At 57.1% G+C, this 18,530-nt stretch carries 20 protein-coding genes; 9 read left to right on the top strand and 11 right to left on the bottom strand.

The window, feature by feature from the left end; all coding sequences use genetic code 11:
- The first annotated feature begins 88 nt into the window (after window positions 1–88).
- The gene (locus B7364_RS06145) at window positions 89–946 is read left to right on the top strand and encodes a glycosyltransferase family 2 protein (RefSeq protein WP_157893535.1); all 858 of its coding nucleotides are present in this window, start codon (window positions 89–91) and stop codon (window positions 944–946) included.
- Window positions 947–948: 2 nt separating this feature from the next.
- Here B7364_RS06145 and B7364_RS06140 read toward each other — a convergent pair whose 3' ends face one another.
- The 10 genes from B7364_RS06140 to rpsF all read right to left on the bottom strand — a co-directional run bounded on the left by B7364_RS06140 (window position 949) and on the right by rpsF (window position 11,222).
- Window positions 949–1,698, bottom strand: a complete 750-nt coding sequence (locus tag B7364_RS06140; RefSeq protein WP_106407574.1) for an SDR family NAD(P)-dependent oxidoreductase — start codon at window positions 1,696–1,698, stop codon at window positions 949–951.
- 24 nt (window positions 1,699–1,722) lie between these two features.
- Window positions 1,723–3,240: an amidophosphoribosyltransferase gene (purF, locus tag B7364_RS06135; RefSeq protein ID WP_085339058.1), complete on the bottom strand. Its 1,518-nt coding sequence runs from the start codon at window positions 3,238–3,240 to the stop codon at window positions 1,723–1,725.
- On the bottom strand, window positions 3,237–3,902 hold the full coding sequence (locus tag B7364_RS06130) for a CvpA family protein (protein WP_085339057.1): 666 nt from the start codon (window positions 3,900–3,902) through the stop codon (window positions 3,237–3,239). Before B7364_RS06130 ends, purF begins: the two co-directional genes overlap by 4 nt.
- A gap of 20 nt (window positions 3,903–3,922) precedes the next feature.
- Window positions 3,923–5,350, bottom strand: a complete 1,428-nt coding sequence (gene radA / locus B7364_RS06125) for a DNA repair protein RadA (RefSeq protein ID WP_085339056.1) — start codon at window positions 5,348–5,350, stop codon at window positions 3,923–3,925.
- Window positions 5,351–5,356: 6 nt separating this feature from the next.
- Entirely contained in the window at window positions 5,357–6,445 is a 1,089-nt protein-coding gene (gene alr, locus B7364_RS06120) for an alanine racemase (protein ID WP_157893534.1), read from the bottom strand.
- Entirely contained in the window at window positions 6,438–7,928 is a 1,491-nt protein-coding gene (locus B7364_RS06115) for a replicative DNA helicase (RefSeq protein ID WP_085339054.1), read from the bottom strand. Before B7364_RS06115 ends, alr begins: the two co-directional genes overlap by 8 nt.
- A 90-nt stretch (window positions 7,929–8,018) precedes the next feature.
- A complete protein-coding gene (locus tag B7364_RS06110) occupies window positions 8,019–9,845 on the bottom strand; it encodes an ATP-binding protein (protein WP_085339053.1) in 1,827 nt (608 codons plus the stop codon).
- A 151-nt stretch (window positions 9,846–9,996) separates the two neighbouring features.
- Window positions 9,997–10,572 carry a 50S ribosomal protein L9 gene (gene rplI / locus B7364_RS06105; protein ID WP_085339052.1) on the bottom strand — a complete coding sequence of 192 codons (576 nt, stop codon included), beginning with the start codon at window positions 10,570–10,572 and terminating at the stop codon, window positions 9,997–9,999.
- Window positions 10,573–10,584: 12 nt separating this feature from the next.
- Window positions 10,585–10,842, bottom strand: coding sequence for a 30S ribosomal protein S18 (gene rpsR / locus B7364_RS06100; protein WP_085339051.1), 258 nt, complete (start codon window positions 10,840–10,842; stop codon window positions 10,585–10,587).
- Between the two features lie 2 nt (window positions 10,843–10,844).
- On the bottom strand, window positions 10,845–11,222 hold the full coding sequence (gene rpsF / locus B7364_RS06095) for a 30S ribosomal protein S6 (protein WP_085339050.1): 378 nt from the start codon (window positions 11,220–11,222) through the stop codon (window positions 10,845–10,847).
- A gap of 285 nt (window positions 11,223–11,507) precedes the next feature.
- Here rpsF and B7364_RS06090 point away from each other — a divergent pair, with 285 nt between their 5' ends.
- The 8 genes from B7364_RS06090 to gmk all read left to right on the top strand — a co-directional run bounded on the left by B7364_RS06090 (window position 11,508) and on the right by gmk (window position 18,169).
- Complete coding sequence (locus tag B7364_RS06090) at window positions 11,508–12,179, top strand: LysE family translocator (protein ID WP_085339049.1); 672 nt, start codon at window positions 11,508–11,510, stop codon at window positions 12,177–12,179.
- A gap of 52 nt (window positions 12,180–12,231) precedes the next feature.
- On the top strand, window positions 12,232–13,173 hold the full coding sequence (fabD, locus tag B7364_RS06085) for an ACP S-malonyltransferase (RefSeq protein WP_085339048.1): 942 nt from the start codon (window positions 12,232–12,234) through the stop codon (window positions 13,171–13,173).
- A gap of 19 nt (window positions 13,174–13,192) precedes the next feature.
- Entirely contained in the window at window positions 13,193–13,927 is a 735-nt protein-coding gene (gene fabG / locus B7364_RS06080) for a 3-oxoacyl-[acyl-carrier-protein] reductase (RefSeq protein ID WP_085339047.1), read from the top strand.
- A gap of 126 nt (window positions 13,928–14,053) precedes the next feature.
- Window positions 14,054–14,290, top strand: coding sequence for an acyl carrier protein (locus B7364_RS06075; protein WP_085339046.1), 237 nt, complete (start codon window positions 14,054–14,056; stop codon window positions 14,288–14,290).
- A gap of 7 nt (window positions 14,291–14,297) precedes the next feature.
- Window positions 14,298–15,578, top strand: coding sequence for a beta-ketoacyl-ACP synthase II (gene fabF, locus B7364_RS06070; RefSeq protein ID WP_085339045.1), 1,281 nt, complete (start codon window positions 14,298–14,300; stop codon window positions 15,576–15,578).
- A complete protein-coding gene (gene mltG / locus B7364_RS06065; RefSeq protein ID WP_085339044.1) occupies window positions 15,578–16,633 on the top strand; it encodes an endolytic transglycosylase MltG in 1,056 nt (351 codons plus the stop codon). The genes fabF and mltG overlap by 1 nt, the downstream gene beginning before the upstream one ends.
- On the top strand, window positions 16,630–17,532 hold the full coding sequence (locus B7364_RS06060; protein WP_232780826.1) for a YicC/YloC family endoribonuclease: 903 nt from the start codon (window positions 16,630–16,632) through the stop codon (window positions 17,530–17,532). The genes mltG and B7364_RS06060 overlap by 4 nt, the downstream gene beginning before the upstream one ends.
- A complete protein-coding gene (gmk, locus tag B7364_RS06055; RefSeq protein ID WP_085339042.1) occupies window positions 17,522–18,169 on the top strand; it encodes a guanylate kinase in 648 nt (215 codons plus the stop codon). Before B7364_RS06060 ends, gmk begins: the two co-directional genes overlap by 11 nt.
- A 134-nt stretch (window positions 18,170–18,303) precedes the next feature.
- On the opposite strand, the gene B7364_RS18110 is transcribed toward gmk, so the two are convergent.
- Window positions 18,304–18,530: hypothetical protein (locus B7364_RS18110; RefSeq protein WP_232780825.1), on the bottom strand; the 227-nt coding region annotated here is incomplete at its 5' end.

Genomic DNA, 18,530 nt, shown 5'->3' with positions numbered 1-18,530 from the left:
CTTTAATTCAGGCTGAAATCAAGCTCTAATTGGGTCTCGGAAACGGGATTTGCACCATGGCCTTGCCTCCATCGAAACTATGCGCGCTATGAGTCCAGCCAGCATCACGGCCATTATCGTGACCTATAATAGCCAGGCCGTCATCGGCCCGTGCGTGGAGGCCCTAGAGGCGCAAGGTGTGGCCACTTTAGTTGTCGATAATGCGAGCCGCGACCAAACCCGCACAATCGCGCGTGACAAGGGGGCAACCGTCCTTGCAAGCGAAACCAATTTGGGCTTTGGCGTTGCGAATAATCGCGGGGCAGAGGCGGCAACCACCGACTGGCTTCTCTTCATCAATCCAGATGCCATGGTGCAAGATCACGCGATTGAGCGCTTCTTAGAAGCTGTTGAAACTTATCCGCATGCAGGCCTTTTTGGCCCGCGAATTTATGAAGAAGACGGCTCTTACTTTTTCCAGCCGCGTTCCATTCTCTCGACGTATCTGAAAAGCAAGCACAGCGGCAAGATCGTGCCCAGCGGCGATGCGTGTGTGCCGGCGTTGTCTGGGGCCTGCATGCTGATCCGGCGTGAATTGTTTCACACCCTTGGCGGCTTTGACCCCAATATTTTCCTATTTTTTGAAGATGATGATTTGTGCCGCCGCGTTGTCGATCAGGGCTATCCGATCCTTTATGTGCATGAAGCCGTGGTTATACATTTGCGTGGCAAGTCCAGCACGCCCAATTTGAAAACCGCCTTTTTGATGCGCGCCTGCCAAGCTTGGTCACGGGCCTATATTTCGCGCAAATATGGCCTAGCCTATCGCCCCGCCACAATCCTTTTGGTCAATGGAGTGAAATATCTGGTCGCGCTTGTGACCCTTAATGCCAAGCGGCGCGCCCGCTATGGCGGGACTTGGGCGGGAACATGGCGGGGGATGTTGGGCCAGCCCAGCCCCCGCTAGGCCTAGTCCTTTTGTGGGTGGGCCGCCTGCCAAGCTTTGAAATGCTCTGTCTCGCGGAAATGCACCGTCGTCCCGGTCTGGGTATGGCTTTCGCTCATCAATTCCAAGATCATGCTGGAAAGATGTTCGGGCTGGGGCAGGGTGGCCTGATCCTCGCCAGGGAAAGCATTTTTGCGCATCATGGTTGCCACACCACCCGGATTGAGCACTGTGACCACAACTTTCTTGAACTCGATCTCATCGGCCCAGCATTTAGCCAGCGCTTCCACGCCAGCTTTTGTGGCCGCATAGAGGCCCCAATGGGCGCGCGGATGATGGGCGACGCCTGAGGTGAAGAAGATCACGCGCGCTGCAGGGGCTTGGATCAACAAGGGCTCCATCGAGCGGATCAAACGCCAACTTGCGGTCAGATTGATAGCAATCATCTGCTCACCCATACGCGGAGTGGCGTGGGCGACGGGCGTCAACTCCCCCAAATGGGCAGCCGCATGGATCATCCCGTCCAAGCGACCATAGCGTTGGAACAAGGCCCCGCCCAAGCGATCAATCGCGTCAAAATCGGTCAAATCCATCGGCACGATGGTGGCAGGCAAGCCGCCAGCCTTGCGAATGTCGTCATCCAAATCTTCTAAGGCCTTTTGTGCACGGCCCGTGGCGATAACTTGCATCCCTGCGCGGGCGCAGGCGAGGGCTGCAGCACGGCCTATGCCCCGGCTTGCCCCGGTTACTAGGACGACTTTCGTATCGGTCATGACTATTCTCGCTATGTGGGAGTCTTAGGCTTCGACTAAGAAGGACAATTGGTGATCTTTATCCGATTGGGAGCGGTCGAAATCGACTAATCGGGTTGGATAATCGCCAGTGAAGCAATGATCGGAATAGCGCGGCGCATGGGGGTTGCGGGTCGCTTCTCCCAAGGCCCAATAAAGACCATCAACGGAGAGGAAACCCAAGGAATCCACCCCCAAAATCTCAGCCATTTCTGCCACGCTCTTGTGGCCAGCAATCAATTGGTCGCGGTCGGGCATGTCGATGCCATAGAAGTCTGGCCATTGAATGGCGGGGGAGGCCGAGCGCAAATGCACTTCTTTTGCCCCTGCATCGCGCACCATTTGGACGATCTTGCGTGAGGTGGTGCCCCGTACGATGGAATCATCCACCAGCACGACGCGCTTGCCTTCTAAGACACCACGATTAGCCGAATGCTTGCGGCGCACGCCGAGGGTGCGGATTTGTTGGGTCGGCTCAATAAAAGTACGGCCAACATAATGATTGCGGATAATCCCCAATTCATAGGGTATGCCAGAGGCTTCTGAATAACCCAAAGCGGCCGGCACACCAGAATCTGGGACAGGTACGACGACGTCGGCCTCAATCTTGGTCTCTTGTGCCAAGCGCATGCCCATGCGCTTGCGCACATCATAGACGGACTTGCCGTCGACAACCGAGTCCGGACGCGAGAAATAAACGAATTCAAACACGCAAGGACGCTGTGCCCGTTGGCCAAATGGCTTGATGCTTTCCACACCCTTTTCAGAACAGACCACGACTTCGCCATTCTCGATCTCGCGCACAAAAGTCGCGCCAATCATATCCAAAGCACAGGTCTCAGATGCGAGGACGGGTGAGCCGTTAAGGTCACCCAAAACCAGTGGGCGAATACCCAAGGGGTCACGCGCGCCAATCAGCTTCTTATTGGTCAAAGCCACCAAGGCATAGGCCCCTTCGATCTGATGGAGGGCATCGACAAAGCGCTCAATCATGCGCGGCGCGCGCGAGCGAGCAATCAGTTGCAAGATAACTTCGGTGTCAGAGGTCGATTGGAAAATCGCGCCATTTTCAACCAATTGCTCGCGCAATTTGCGGGCATTGGTCAGATTACCATTGTGGGCGACGCCAATGCCACCACCGGAAAGGTCGGCAAATAGGGGCTGGATATTGCGCAGGATCGTCCCGCCCTGGGTGGCATAGCGCACATGGCCAATGGCATTTTGGCCAGGCAGGCGCTTCATCAAATCATTGCCGGTAAAGTGGTCGCCGACAAGGCCCATGTGACGCTCGTTATGGAAGAGCGCCCCATCAAAGGTAACAATGCCGCAGCCTTCCTGACCCCGGTGCTGTAGGGCATGCAAGCCGAGAGCGGTCAGAACAGCCGCTTCGGCATTATGGGCAATCCCAAAGACGCCGCACTCTTCGCGCAGCCGATCTTCATATGGGTCCAGCCAAACTTCAATGTCACCCGTGACGCCGGATGCACCGGCTTGCGCGTCTTGCCCATTGCACTGAGGGTTCATTTTTCGCTCTCCGGGTCAGGGGTCACTGAGTTATGTGGACGCAACGTCCAAGTGGGGGCCTTTTGAGCCTTTACGGGCTCGCCGTCTACGGATGAATCCAGCACATTTGCTGTATCACCTTTGCGGGAATGAGCTAGGTCTTCACCCGCGGCAGCGGCACCTCGGGCCATATTGGTTGCGGCTTGTCCAGCCTGCGGTGCCAAGTGCTTGAGTGCGTCGGCTGTTAGCATGACCATCGGGTAGAATTTCGCTTCCTGAAATGATTTCGGCAACATGCTGGGCGGGGCGATGGAGGTCACGACCAGACAGGCAACACCGACAAGGGCAAAACCCCGCGCGACACCAAAAAGCAGGCCTGCAGTTCGATCCAAAATCCCTAATGGCTCTGAATCATGGATCCATTCATGGATACGACCCGTCATCACGCGCACGGCAATATAGATCAGGATAAAAATGCCGCCGACTGTTGCCGCATCCGCTAGCCATCCAGTCTCAATAAGCCCACGCATTGGTTCGCGGAAAACCGGAAAGCCCCAGAGGACCGCGAGAATGGCAATGAACATGGCCGCCATTGATAAGGCTTCGCGGACAAACCCGCGTGCAAAGGCCAAAAGAGCTGAGATCGCCACTATCGCAAGAATGACGATATCAAATCCGTTCATACACACTGCTCCAAAAGAGACTAAGGCGTCTCGGGATAGTCCTGCCCTGTGATGGTCGCCACAAGATCGCCGGCGGTGGCAATCACACGATGCTTTACGCCTGTCTGCCCTGCCACGAGTCGGCGGGCTTGGCTTGAACCCTTTGCCGTGGTGTTAGACGAAGCCGCGCGCGGAAGGAAGGCCTGAGTAAAGCCTAACTTCTCGGCTTCTTTAAGGCGGGCATCGGCGCGGCTAACAGGGCGCACATCGCCTGAAAGCGCAATTTCACCAAATACCACACAATCTTCCGGCAAAGCTTGGTCAAAGAGGGCCGAGACGAGGGCGGCGGCCACCGCAAGATCGGCTGCTGGCTCGCTGATTTTAAGGCCCCCGGCCACATTCAGATAGACATCGCGCCCGCCAAAGGCCAAGCCGCAACGTGTTTCCAATACAGCCAGGATCATTGCAAGGCGTGTGGTATCCCAGCCAACCACGGCCCGTCTTGGTGCGCCAAATGCCGTGGGTGAGGCGAGGGCTTGGATTTCCACCAGAACCGGCCGTGTGCCTTCAATCCCAGCAAAAACCACGCTGCCGGGGCGGGCATGGCCGCGATTATCCAAAAAGAGCTGGCTCGGATTGGTGACTTCGCGCAGACCCGCGTCGCCCATCTCAAACACACCAATTTCGTCGGTCGGACCAAAGCGGTTCTTCAGGCCGCGTAAGATCCGGAAATGATGGCCCCGTTCGCCCTCAAACTGCAGGACTGCATCGACCAGATGTTCGACCACACGTGGCCCCGCAATCTGGCCATCCTTGGTTACATGGCCAACAAGGATAATCGCAGTGCCGGCCTTTTTGGCATAGCGCACCAATTCATGGGCACAGGCGCGCACTTGGGCGACGGTGCCGGGTGCCGCGGTCAGCGTTTCGGTCCATACGGTTTGGATCGAGTCGATAATCGCGAGTTGGGGCTTTTCGTGCTTCAGGGCTTCCAAAATGGTCTCAAGGCGGGTTTCGGCCGCCAATTGCACAGGGGCTTTCTCAATCCCCATCCGGCGGGCCCGGTCCTGGATTTGCGCGATGGCTTCTTCGCCGGAAACATAGACCGATTTGATGCCGCGCGCGGCGGCATTTGCCACTGCCTGTAGCAGCAAGGTTGACTTGCCAATGCCGGGGTCGCCCCCAACCAGAATGGCCGAAGCCTCCACCAAGCCCCCGCCACAGACGCGGTCGAATTCTTCAATCCCGGTTGCAAGCCGCGGAGGGGCTTGGGCGACACCGTCTAGCGCTTGAAACGTGAGGCCTGGCCCTTTGCCGCGCGCCCGGGCCGAAGGGCTGAGGGCTTGCGGGCTTTCGCGGGCTTCTTCGACAATGGTGTTCCAAGCCCCGCAGGCTTCGCAGCGGCCCTGCCAACGGGCATGGACCGCGCCACAGGACTGGCAGACAAAGACAGATTGGGATTTGGCCATGCCTAATCAGCCTTCCAGATAGGAGCGCTCAAAACGATCTCCCAATCGGGTCAGAATTTCATAGGGGATGGTGTCGAGGGCTTGGGCTTGGGCATCTAAAGGGGCGGCACGGCCCAGAAATTGGGCCATTGCCCCGATCTTGGCCGCACTTCCGGCACCGGATACATCCAAAGTGATCAAGTCCATCGAGACCCGTCCGACAATGGGGCACACCGCTCCACCCAAAATCGCAAAGCCCCGATTAGACCCAGCGCGCAAGAACCCGTCCGCATAGCCCAGCGCGACAGTCGCAATCATGCGCCGACGGTCTGCTTGCCAGGTTGCGCCATAGCCAATCGTATCGCCCGGCCCCACACTGCGTAACTGGATGATGGGCGCTTCCAGCGTGGCGACAGGCTCTAGCGGCACAGGGTCTTGGTCAAACGGGCCGCCGCCATAAAGGCCAATGCCGGGGCGAACCAAGTCAAAGCAATAGTCACCGTCCAACAAGATGCCGGCCGAGGCCGCCAGCGACAAAGGGGCAGGGGGGAGACGGGCTGCAAGGGAGACAAAAGCTTCCCGCTGCATGCCATTTTTGGGATGTTGCGGGTCAGACGCACAGGCCAAATGGCTCATGATGAGAGAGAGGTTCAGCGTGAAAACGGTCTCTTCCACCCGATCTAAATCTTCCTCGCTGAGGCCCAAGCGGTTCATGCCCGTGTCAATATGCAGGGCCGCAGGCTGTCCGAGGCCGGCCTGAGCCCACAGCTCCACTTGACCCACATCATTGAGGACCGGCCGCAAATCGGTTGCCAGAAAGGCGGTAACTTCATCGGACATCACGCCATTAAGCACATAGATGACTGGATCTGGCCCCAAAGCTTGGCGGGCTCTTTCACCCTCATAGGCGTGGGCAACGAAAAAAGTTTTACACCCCGCATCGGCAAGACTTTGCGCCACTTCAGCCAGCCCCAAGCCATAGCCATTGGCTTTCACCACTGCCGCACATTCAGCCCCCTGTGCGTGTTCGGCAAAAAAGGCCCAATTGCGGGCCAGAGCCCCCAAATCAATCCGCAAGTGGCTTTGGCGTGGAAATGCAGTGACTGGATCAGTCATCCAAGCTCTCATACCGTCCGCTGGACTCCAGGTTGGTAAATTTGGTCAGCTCTGCTTGGAAGCCAACGCGGACTTTGCCAATCGGGCCGTGGCGCTGTTTGCCGATAATGACCTCGGCGATATTGCGCATCTCGCTGACTTCTTCTTGCCATTGGAAATGCTCTGTCGTGCCGGGCTTAGGTTCTTGGCGTTCGAGATAATAGGCATGGCGATAGACGAACATCACCACGTCCGCGTCTTGTTCGATCGAGCCTGATTCCCGCAAGTCGGCCAATTGTGGCCGCTTGTCTTCCCGATTTTCCACTTGGCGTGAGAGCTGGGACAACGCGATGATCGGCACTTGCAGCTCTTTGGCGAGGGCTTTGAGGCCTTGGGTGATTTCACTGACTTCCTGCACCCGATTGTCCGAGCGCTTAGAACCGCTGGTGGTCACCAGTTGCAGATAGTCGACCACGATCAGATCAAGGCCATGCTGGCGCTGCAGGCGTCGGGCCCGGGCTGCCAGTGCTGAAATGGACAAGCCCCCTGTATCATCAATATAGAGCGGCAGGCTTTGCAGATCGATGGCCGCCTCGCGCAGCTTGGCATATTCGTCTTTATCAAGATCGCCGCGCCGCATACGGTCTGACCCAATGCCGGTATAGTCGGCAAGCAGACGCATGGTTAGCTGTTCGGCCGACATTTCCAGCGAATAAAAGGCAACCACGCCACCATCAATGGTTTGGAACGACCCGTCAGGGCGCGCTTCGCGCTTATAGCGCTTGGCCGCATTAAACGCGATATTGGTAGCCAGTGCGGTTTTACCCATCGATGGACGGCCAGCAAGGATCAGCAAGTCCGACTTATGCAAGCCCCCCAACATCCGATCGATTTCATTCAGGCCTGTCGGCACCCCGATCAACTGACCATCGCGCTTAAAGGCCGCCGCTGTGATATCGATGGTTGCAGCCAAAGAGGCCGCAAAACTCTTGAAGCCCTGATTGAGTTGTCCGGTTTCAGCCAGCGTATAAAGCTTCTTTTCGGCAATCTCGATCAGGCGGGCACCACCCTCCATCCCATCTTCATGGTCAGTAGCATCCGCCATCATCTCAGAACCAATGCGGATCAGATCGCGCCGTACCGCCAAGTCAAAGATCAGCTTGCCATAATCAGCCGCCGCTGCAGGGTCTGCCGCGGCATCCACAAGGGTCGCCAAATAGGCGGCGCCGCCAATATCCTTTAAGGCCCCGTCTTGGCTAAACTTGGCGTGCAAGGTGATGCCATCGGCCAGCGAGCCCTTTTGGATCATGCGGGTGATGGTGTCATAGATCCGGCCATGCACGGGGTCATAGAAATGCGACGGCTTCAGCATGTCCCCAATTCGACTGGTGACTTGGTTGTCCACCAGAATAGCCCCAATCAAGGCTTGTTCTGCGTCTAAATTATGCGGGGCCGTGCGCAGCACACGGGCGGGATCGAGCGGGGTAAGGTTTCCATCAGCCATGTCGCACTCTTTCAGGTGTCGCGCGGCGAATCACCTGTGCGACGCAGAACGAGGCTAGAACATCCCCAGCAATTTTTCACCTGTGGATACTTATGCCAAATGCGCCGTTGCGACCGTTTTTGGCGTGGCTGCATCGAGCACTTCAGGACCTTGGCCCTCGGCAAGTGCCACCTCAATCGCCTCCATCAGCGATGCGGGCGTGAAAGGCTTGGCTAAATGGCTATTGGCGCCGGCTTCAATCGCTTGATCGCGGTGCTGGCGCATCGCATTGGCGGTCACCATCACAATGGGGGTGGCTGGCAAATGATAGGCCGTTTCATGCTCGCGGATCGCCCGAGTTGCCGAGAGGCCGTCCATCACGGGCATTTGCATATCCATCAAGACCACATCAAACCTGCCGGCCTGATAGGCTTTCAAGGCGGCCATACCATCGTCACACAGGGTAAGATCAACGCCCAGAGGCTCGAGGATCAAGCGCAAGACCTTCTGATTGGTGGGGTGATCTTCCGCAGCCAAAATCCGCAAGGGGGCCTCGTGATCAACCCCCGCCATGTCGTGAGCGGGTTCTGGCGAGACTGCTCCCGTTGGGGCCTCTTCGCGCTCCAGCGGAATACGCACGATGAACGTAGAGCCTTCGCCGGGCTCAGATTCCCAATTCATGCCCCCACCCATGGCCTCAATCAGGCCGCGACAAATCGCAAGTCCAAGGCCCGTGCCGCCAAAGCGCCGGGTAATGGACGTATCGGCTTGGATGAAGCGCTGGAACAGACGCCGTCCAGTTTCCTTGTCAAAGCCGATGCCCGTATCAACAACCTTGATTTCAAGGATTTCTGAAGCTTCTGACCAATTGATAAAGACATGGACTTCACCTTGATCGGTGAATTTCACGGCATTGGATACCAGATTGGCGACGATCTGCTTGATCCGCGTCGCATCGCCATAAAACCATCCGTTGGCATGCTCGCCATAAGTGACATCAAACTGCAGCTTTTTGTCTGCGGCTTGGGTTTGCAGGAGGAGGGCAGAGGCATCAAGTTCGGCGCGTAAATCAAAGGGCGCGCGTTCAATCTCAACCTTGCCGGCTTCAATCTTGGAAAAGTCGAGGATATCGGACAAAAGACGCGCCAAGGTGCGGCCAGACGCATCAATCAGGTCCACCATTTCTTTTTGATGGGGATCAAGTTTGGTGGTGGCTAAGGTATTGGCGATACCAACCACGCCATTCAGCGGCGTGCGCAACTCATGGCTCATATTGGCCAAAAAGTCGGTCTTGGCCCGATTGGCGAAATCGGCTTCATCCGCCAAGGTTTGAGCGCGCAACCGCTCACGCTCGACGATTTCGAGCAAATCTTGTGACTGAACGCGGAAATCAACTTGGCTGCGGACCGTACGATGAAGGAAGATCGAGGCCGCAAAACTGCCCACCACGGCCGTCACGCCGGTGAAAACCTTGTTCACGATCATGGCTTCTGAGCCGGTGAGGGTTAGGAAGCCTGCACCTAGGGCAACCAAAGCCAGACTGGCCGCCACGACCCTCATGGTGGGGCCCAGAATCGCGCTGCCAAAGGCCAGCATCAGCAAATAGACATATTGAATTTCATCGCCAGCATAGCTTGCGTGAGTAACCACATTGGTGATGGCAAGTAGATTGACCACAAATACGGCAATGCCAATTTGTGCCAGCCGCGTTACCTGACTCAAGAGGGTAAAGCGCAAAGTTAGGATAACGGCACCGCTGGTCGCAGCTAGGCAGGCCATCACGACAGCCAATGTGCCCTTTAAAACCAAGAGATGACCCGCAGTGAGCAGGACGTAATAAAGGCCTAAAATCAGGGCATAAGCACGCGCCATCGGGGCGTAAACGGCCACCAATTCAACAGCTTCCATCTTCTCGGCGGATGCGTGCTTATCGCTCATGCGCCGAACATAGAGGCATTGTCTTAAATTCTCCTTATACTTGCGGTAGCCGGTGCTTTTTCTGGGGGGTAGGCAAGTATAGGCCAAGAAAAAAGCCCCGCAGAACTACCTGCGAGGCTTTCAACTCATCCAAAACCAAAAGGGCAGATGCTTAGGCTTCGTAGCCGTCCAATTGAACCGCGTTCTCAGCGATCTCGGCTGCCTGTTCGGCTGCTGCGACGCGATCTTCGTCAAATTGCGAATTGATCACGTTTTCGCCCTTGGCTTGACGTTCGGCTTCATCTGGCGTGCGTGCCACATTGATGAAGACTTCAACTTCGACTTCAGGGTGCAGACGGATCTTCACGGTCTGATAGCCGATTGCCTTGATTGGCGTGTCGAGCTGAACTTGGTTGCGGGCTACGTGGAAGCCAGCTGCATTAGCGGCTTCTGCGATGTCGCGTGCGGCGACCGAACCATACAATTGGCCGCTTTCGCCAGCCGCACGGATCAGCACGAATGCCTGACCTGCCAAGCCTTCAGAAGCAGCTTCGGCTGCCGCACGGGCTTCTGCGTTGCGGGTCTCAAGAGCCGCACGTTGCAGTTCAAACAATTTCTTGTTGGATTCAGTTGCGCGCAGGGCTTTCTTCTGCGGCAACAAATAGTTGCGCGCATAGCCTGGCTTTACCGATACGATGTCGCCAATACCGCCAAGGCGGCCGACGCGTTCGAGCAGGATAATGTCCATGTCGGCGTCTCCTTAAACGACGTGATAGGGAAGAAGAGCCAAGACGCGGGCGCGCTTGATCGCCTTGGCGAGTTCGCGTTGCTTCTTTTGGCTGACGGCCGTGATGCGCGATGGCACGATCTTGCCCTTTTCGGACAAGTAACGTTGCAACAGCTTCACGTCTTTGAAGTCGATCTTTGGCGCTTGATCGCCAGAGAACGGACAAACCTTACGGCGGCGTGCAAATGGACGACGCGATGGCAGGTTGGAGATGGTGAACTTGGACGTCATGATCAGTAATCCATCCCATTGGTTTCAGTGCGTGCGCGCTGCTTCTTTTCGTCGCGTTCACGACGGGCCAAAATAGGCGAAGGACCTTCTTCGAGCTCTTCAACGGCAATGGTCATATAGCGCATGACATTTTCGTTGATACGCTGCAGGCGTTCCATTTCATGAACAGCTGCGGCAGGAGCATCGATATTGATCAACGAATAATGGCCCTTGCGGGTTTTGTTGATCCGGTAAGCCAAGTTGCGCAGGCCCCAATATTCGACCTTACCAACCTTGCCACCCTTTTCGGTGATCAAAGTGGTGATGCCTTCAACCAGCTCGTCAACTTGCTGCGGCGAGATATCTGGCCGCGAAATAATAATATGTTCGTAGAACGGCATGAGAATCCATTTCCGTTAGATGCGCCCCAGGCGATTGCGGCAAATGGTTTAGCGGGGACCAAACCACCTGATGGTTCCGCGTCGCAGCTTCCTCGTGCTTACAGGCTCATTAGGCACACGAAGTCGCTCATGCGGGCGGACCGCAATCAGTGAAGCGGCGCGTAAAGCATTTATCTGTGGAAAAGGGAAGGGGTGGCGCGCAGTAAGGTAACATAATCTGGCCTTGCGCAACGGATTTCGGACAGCAAAGGTGTTCGCCAAGCACTTAGAAAGGCAGCGGGCCACGTGACAGTCAATTGGATAGAGTTTTTGCTTGTCGTGGCGCTGTTGGAACTGACGCCCGGGCCCAATATGGCGTGGCTGGCGACGTTGACGCTCAACAAGGGTCGGGCAGCGGGGTTGCAGGCGGTCTTGGGGATCGCACTGGGCTTATGCCTTTATCTGGTCGCGGCGATTGCAGGTCTTGGTGCCCTCATGGCGGCCCAACCCCAGCTTTTGGCGGGCTTGCGCTGGTTGGGCGTGCTGTATCTGGTCTATTTGGCTTTTGAACCTTGGATCGAGCAGGCCAAACAAGCCAAACAAGCCAAACAAGCCAAACAGGGTGGTGAGGCGGGCACAGGCAAGGGCGCAGATACTTCCACCCGTGCGGGGCGGCATTTTATGCGCGGCCTAACCCTCAATATTCTCAATCCAAAGGCTGCCCTGTTTTATGTTACACTCCTGCCGCGCTTTGTAGAGGAGGGGGGCGAGCACATGTGGCTGCAAAGCCTGTGGTTGGGCCTTACTCATATTGGGGTGGCGACCAGCGTCCATCTGGCGATTGTTCTGGCCGCGGGGGGCCTGCGCCCGTGGCTGAGTGCAGGCAAGCGCCGCACCTATCTCAACCTCTTTTTCACGGCTGCACTTTTGGCGATTGCGGCTTGGCTGGCTTGGGATGGACTGGCTGGGCAAACCTAACGCAAGTTTCGCCCCACTTGCCTAAACGGGCCTGCGAGGCTAACGCCAAAGCATGCTGATTTTCCAATTTCCCGGCCAAGGTAGCCAAAGCGTCGGTATGGGTGTTGCCCTTGCCGAAGCATTCCCCGCCGCAAAGCAGGTCTTTGCAGAGATTGATGATGCGCTTGGGCAAAAGCTTTCAAGTCTGATGGCAGAAGGTCCGATTGAGACCTTGACGCTAACTGAAAATGCCCAACCAGCTTTGATGGCCGTCAGTATGGCTGTGGTGGCCGTCCTGCGCACAGAGTTTGGCATTGGCGTCGACAAGGCAGCCTTTGTGGCAGGACACTCCTTAGGTGAATATTCGGCGCTAACCGCTGCCGGGGCTTTTTCAATTGGCGACGCAGCCCGCCTGTTGCGCCTGCGCGGCCAGGCCATGCAGCGCGCGGTGGCCCCGGGCTTGGGGGCTATGGCAAGCCTGATTGGCCCGAAAGTGGATTTGGCTCTGGCAGAGGCTGCTGCTGAGGCTGGCTCTAAAGTGGGTGTATGCGTGGTGGCCAACGACAATAATGCCGGCAATATCGTCATCTCGGGCACGAAAGAAGGCGTGGATGCGGCGATTGCGGCGGCCAAAGAAATGGGCGCACGTGCCATTCCTTTATCGGTCTCGGCACCGTTTCATTGCCCCCTCATGGCCCCAGCGGCACAGGAAATGGCCGCAGCCCTGGGTGCGACCACCATCAACAAGCCCGTAGTGCCCGTCTTGTCCAATGTGACAGTGGCACCGACCCAAGACCCCGATACCATTGCCCAGCTGTTGGTCGAACAAGTGACAGGCCGCGTCCGCTGGCGGGAATCGATTGGCTGGTTTGCAGCCCAAGGGGCCACTCAGTTTGTCGAATTAGGTGCAGGCAGTGTGCTGACCGGCATGTCCAAGCGCATTGCGCCCGAGGCCACGTCCATCGCCCTGACGGGGGCTGATGAAATTGCGGCCTTTGCCGCTTCTTTAAGCTAAGACGAAAAAAGGAACGCAAATGTTTGATCTAACAGGCAAAAAGGCGCTTGTAACCGGCGCGACGGGCGGCATTGGCGGGGCGATTGCGCGTGCTTTGCATGCTTCTGGCGCTCAAGTTGCTTTGTCTGGCACCCGCCAAGAAGCGCTCGACGCATTGCGTGCAGAACTGCCCGGCAGTGTGGCCCTGGCGTGCAATTTGTCAGACCCCGATGAAACCGACGGCCTGATCGGTCGGGCGGAAGAAGCTTTAGGCGGTCTGGATATTCTGGTGGCCAATGCGGGCATCACCAAGGACGGCTTGCTCTTGCGCATGAAGGATGAGGATTTTGAGCGCGTTCTCGACGTCAATCTGGGCTCTTACTTCCGCTTAGCACGGGCAGCATCAAAGGGCATGATGAAGCGCCGATTAGGCCGGATCATTGCGATTACTTCCGTGGTCGGTGTGACGGGCAATCCCGGCCAGGCCAATTATGCAGCCTCAAAAGCGGGCATGATTGGTTTCACCAAATCCATCGCTCAAGAATTGGCTTCGCGCGGCATTACTGCCAATTGCATCGCACCTGGCTTCATTGTCTCGCCTATGACCGATGCGCTTAATGATGCGCAGAAAGAGGCCATTACCAAGTCTATTCCTGCCGCTCGCCTCGGTCAGCCTGATGACATTGCTGCGGCGGTTGTCTATCTAGCATCCGATCAAGCCAGCTATGTTACCGGGCAGACCTTGCACGTAAATGGCGGAATGGCGATGATTTAGATACTGTTTTGGCGCTAGCGGCCTCAAGCCAAAGGTGCTAATTCGTTCAACTCCCGTGGCGCTATGTTGGCAAAACGGTAACTATAACAACGCCGAAGGGATTTCGGCAGGATTCGAGGACCAACAATGTCTGACGTTTTCGACCGCGTAAAAAAGATCGTAATTGAGCACTTGGACGCTGATGCGGATAAAGTCGTTGAAAATGCGAGCTTCATTGATGATCTGGGCGCAGACAGCCTCGACACAGTGGAACTCGTCATGGCTTTTGAAGAAGAGTTTGGCGTTGAGATCCCAGATGATGCTGCTGAAAAGATCCAAACCGTCGGCGACGCGGTGAAGTTCATTTCGGCCAACGCTGGCTGATCAGAGCATGCGTCGCGTTGTCGTGACGGGAATCGGCCTCGTCACCCCAATTGGGGTCGGGGCCGATTTCGTTTGGAAAAGCCTGCTGTCCGGTGCAAACGGGGCGGGCACCATCACTGCGTTTGATGCGTCTGACCTGCCGGTCCGCTATGCGTGTGAAGTCCCTTGGACGACAGGGCGCGGCGGCGGCGGGGTTGATGTTGCAGGGTCGTTTGATCCTGAAACCGCCATGTCTGCGCGGGATCGTCGGCGTGTCGATGAGTTCATTCTTTACGGGGTTGCAGCTGCCAATGAGGCGATTGCCGATTCTGGCTGGGTTGCTGAAACCGAAGAACAACAAGAGCGCACGGGCGTCATGATCGGCTCGGGAATTGGCGGGCTTTCCACCATTGCTGATAATGCGCTGCTTTTGGAGAAAGAAGGACACCGGAAGATCAGTCCCTTCTTTGTGCCCTCTGCCCTGATCAATCTGACCTCAGGCCATGTGTCGATCAAACACGGCTTCCGCGGGCCAAACCACTCGGTGGTGACGGCTTGTGCGACCGGTGCCCATGCGATTGGCGATGCTGCCCGTATCATCAAATATGGCGATGCCGATGTGATGATTGCCGGAGGCTGTGAAGCTGCCGTCTGTAAGATTGGCATTGCAGGCTTTGCTGCAGCCCGGGCTTTATCCAATGGCTTTAACGACGACCCATTGTCAGCGTCGCGTCCCTATGACACAGACCGAGATGGCTTTGTCTTGGGCGAAGGTGCCGGCATTGTGGTGCTGGAAGAATATGAGCATGCCAAGGCACGCGGCGCGAAGATTTATGCCGAAGTGGCCGGCTATGGCATGTCGGGCGACGCCTATCATATCACAGCCCCCTCTGAAGACGGCAATGGTGGTTTCCGCGCCATGCGATCGGCCTTGAAAGATGCGGGCCTCAATGCGGCCGACATTGGCTATGTCAATGCGCACGGCACTTCGACGCCTTTGGGTGACGAGATCGAATTGCGTGCGGTTGAGCGTTTGTTTGGGGCCGATGCCGAGGGTTTGACCATGTCGTCTACCAAATCGGCGATTGGCCACCTTTTGGGCGCGGCAGGGAGTGTGGAGGCGATTTTCTCGCTCTTGGCCCTGCGTGACCAGATCGCACCGCCAACCCTGAATCTGCGCAATCCTTCGGTGGAGACCAAGATTGATCTTGTTCCGTTGGAAGCAAAGAAAGTCGTGGCTAAGGCTGTGTTGTCCAATTCCTTTGGCTTTGGCGGCACCAATGCGGCACTCGTCCTGAAAGCGGTCTAATGACCGATCCTGTCGCCAAAGTGCGTGGCAAAAAGGCGGCTCAAGCTAAGGCCATGTGGCAGCGTGTTTGGGTTGGGCTGGGGCTCGCCGCCATTTTCCTCGTGATCGGCACGGGCCTGTTCCTGTTGGGGCCGGGCCCGAAGGCCAAAGAGGGGGACTCAAGCTTCTTCATTGTGCAAGAAGGTGATTCTGCCAGCACGGTGGGTGCACGTCTCCAACAGGAAGGCCTTGTTCGGTCTGCATTTGGCTTCCGCTTGGCCGTTAAGATCACGGGCTCAGCGGCCGATCTCAAAATCGCTGAATATGAAATTCCTTCCGGCGCGACACCCGCTCGTATCGCCAAAATCTTGGCCAGCGGGGAAGGGGTCAAGCGCGTTGTCGTGCTGCCCGAGGGCTGGAGCGTCAGCCAGATTTATGCCCGTCTGGAAGCCAATAAGTTTCTGACTGGCAAGCTACCGCCACCGCCGCCCGAAGGCACCTTAAACCCCGACACCTATCCGATCCAGCGCGGCGATACCCGCGCCAGTGTCGTCAAAAGGATGCAGGAAAGCCATGAGGCCTTGATAGACCAATTGTGGTTGAAGCGCGCCCCTGATCTCCCCATTTCTACCAAGCAAGAAGCCATCACTTTGGCCTCTATCGTGGAAAAAGAAACCGGTATTGCTGAGGAGCGCCCCCGTGTGGCGGCCGTCTTCGTCAATCGGTTGCGACTGGGCATGAAGCTGCAATCTGACCCCACCATCATATATGGCATCACCAAGGGGGCACCGCTGCGCCGCAAGATTTTCCGCAGCGATATTGAAAACCCCCATCCGTGGAACACCTATGTGATCCAAGGCCTGCCGCCGACGCCGATTGCCAATCCGGGCAAGGACGCGATTGCCGCCGTCCTCAATCCGCCCCGCACGCGCGAAATCTTCTTCGTCGCCGACGGCACGGGTGGCCACGTCTTTGCCGAGACCTATGCAGAGCATAATCGCAATGTGCAGCGCTGGCGCGCATGGCGGGCTGAGCAAGAAAAAAAGAGCCAAAGTCTCTTAGGCGGTGGCGATTGAAGCCGGAGGTTCCGCTTCTGGGCATGACAGGCTTTGGCCGTGCGGAGGGCCAAGCAGGCGATGTTGCGTGGGCTTGGGAAGCCCGCAGCGTCAATGGTCGCAATCTGGACGTAAAGTTCAAACTGCCGCCCGGCTATGAGGCTTTTGAGACCAAAATCCGCGAAGGCTGCGCCAAACGGTTTAAGCGCGGCTCGATCCAAGTGTCGCTCGCCACCAAGCGCGACAGCACCAATATAGGCCCCATGGTCCGCGTCAATCACGAGATGATCGCCCTTTATCTCGCAGAAGGCCAAGCCCTGATCGAGCAGGGCAAAGTGGCCCGCCCCAGTTGGGACGGTCTGTTACAAGTGCGCGGGGTTTTGGAAAGCGCCGACTTTGTCGAGCCAGATGACGTGAAGGCCGCACGCGAAGCGGCTTTAGCCATTGGTCTTGAAAGCGCGCTGGATGCCCTCTTGGCTGCCCGTCAGCGCGAAGGCGAGGGGCTCTTTACCTTATTTGAAGCCTTGTTGACACGTATTGAGACGGTCACCCTTCGGGCCGAAGCCGCAGCAGAGGCCCAAGTTGTGGCCATTGCCGACCGGGTGCAAAAGCGCGCGGCAGAGCTTTTGGGCGATGTGCCTTATGACCAACAGCGCTTGTTGCAAGAGGCCGCTGCTCTGGCGCTCAAAGCCGATGTGCGTGAGGAATTGGACCGCTTGCGCGCCCATAGCGGCCAAGCGCGTGCGCTTCTGCAGCAAGGTGGCGATATCGGCCGCAAGCTTGATTTTCTAGCTCAAGAATTCCACCGCGAATCCAATACATTAACAGCCAAAGCTGCGGCACTGGAACTCACCCGCGCGGGCCTTGATTTAAAGGCCAGTGTCGATCAATTGAAAGAACAGGCAGCCAATGTCGAGTGAGACCCATCTGCATCAGCGTCGTGGCTTGATGCTGGCCCTGGTCAGCCCTTCTGGCGCTGGCAAGACCACCTTGTCGCGCCGCTTAGTCGAAGAAGATGCCGACATCGCCTTATCGGTCTCTTGGACAACCCGCGCGCCCCGCCCCGGCGAAACCGACGGGGTACATTATCATTTTGTCGATAAAGACCAGTTTCGCGCCCATCGCGCCCAAGATGGCTTTTTGGAATGGGCCGAAGTCCACGACCATTATTACGGCAGCCCGCGCGAAAGCGCCTTTGCTACGCTGCAGTCTGGGCTTGATCTGATGTTTGATGTCGATTGGCAAGGCGCGCTGCAATTGCGCACCTCTGCGCCGGAAGATGTTGTCAAAGTCTTCATCCTACCACCCAGCATGGCTGAGCTGAAGCGCCGCCTCATCTTGCGCGGGCAGGATAGCCCTGAAGTGATTAAAAAGCGCATGACCAATGCCTATGGTGAGATCAGCCGCTGGGAGAATTTCGACTATGTGCTGGTCAATGAAGACCTCGAACAGAGCTATGCCCACCTCAAGACCATTCTCGCTGCCGAACGCATGCGCCGCGCCCGCCAACCTTGGATGGGCGGTTTTGTCCAAGGACTTTTGCGCGAGGATACCTAAGCGGGCGTTGCGAGCGGCCAAGCTGGGCACGACGCAAAATCCTTTCAGGGCCCCAGTCGCCAGTTCGGCTGGTCTGGATGANCCCTTCTGGTCACCCAACCGCTTCATCCAGTGTATTCGGGCGATTTGTCGCGTCAAATCGCCCACCAACAAGTGAGTTTGGCCTTTGGGGCAGTCACAGCCTGCACCAAAGCCTTCCAGATAAAAACCTTTTTCACGGTGTCATCCCGGACGGCGCGAGCCGATCCGGGATCTCGTGTCGCACGTGCGTGACTGGGTCCCCGCTCTGCGCTTCGCTCCGGCAGGGATGGCACTGTGGCGGCGGGGAAAGTTTTTTGTCTCGAAGCGCTTTGGTGACCCT

Source organism: Aquidulcibacter paucihalophilus, assembly GCF_002105465.1.
GTDB classification, from domain to species: domain Bacteria; phylum Pseudomonadota; class Alphaproteobacteria; order Caulobacterales; family Aquidulcibacteraceae; genus Aquidulcibacter; species Aquidulcibacter paucihalophilus.
The sequence above is the reverse complement of the archived record's forward strand: the minus strand, read 5'-3'. Positions and strand labels throughout refer to the sequence as shown.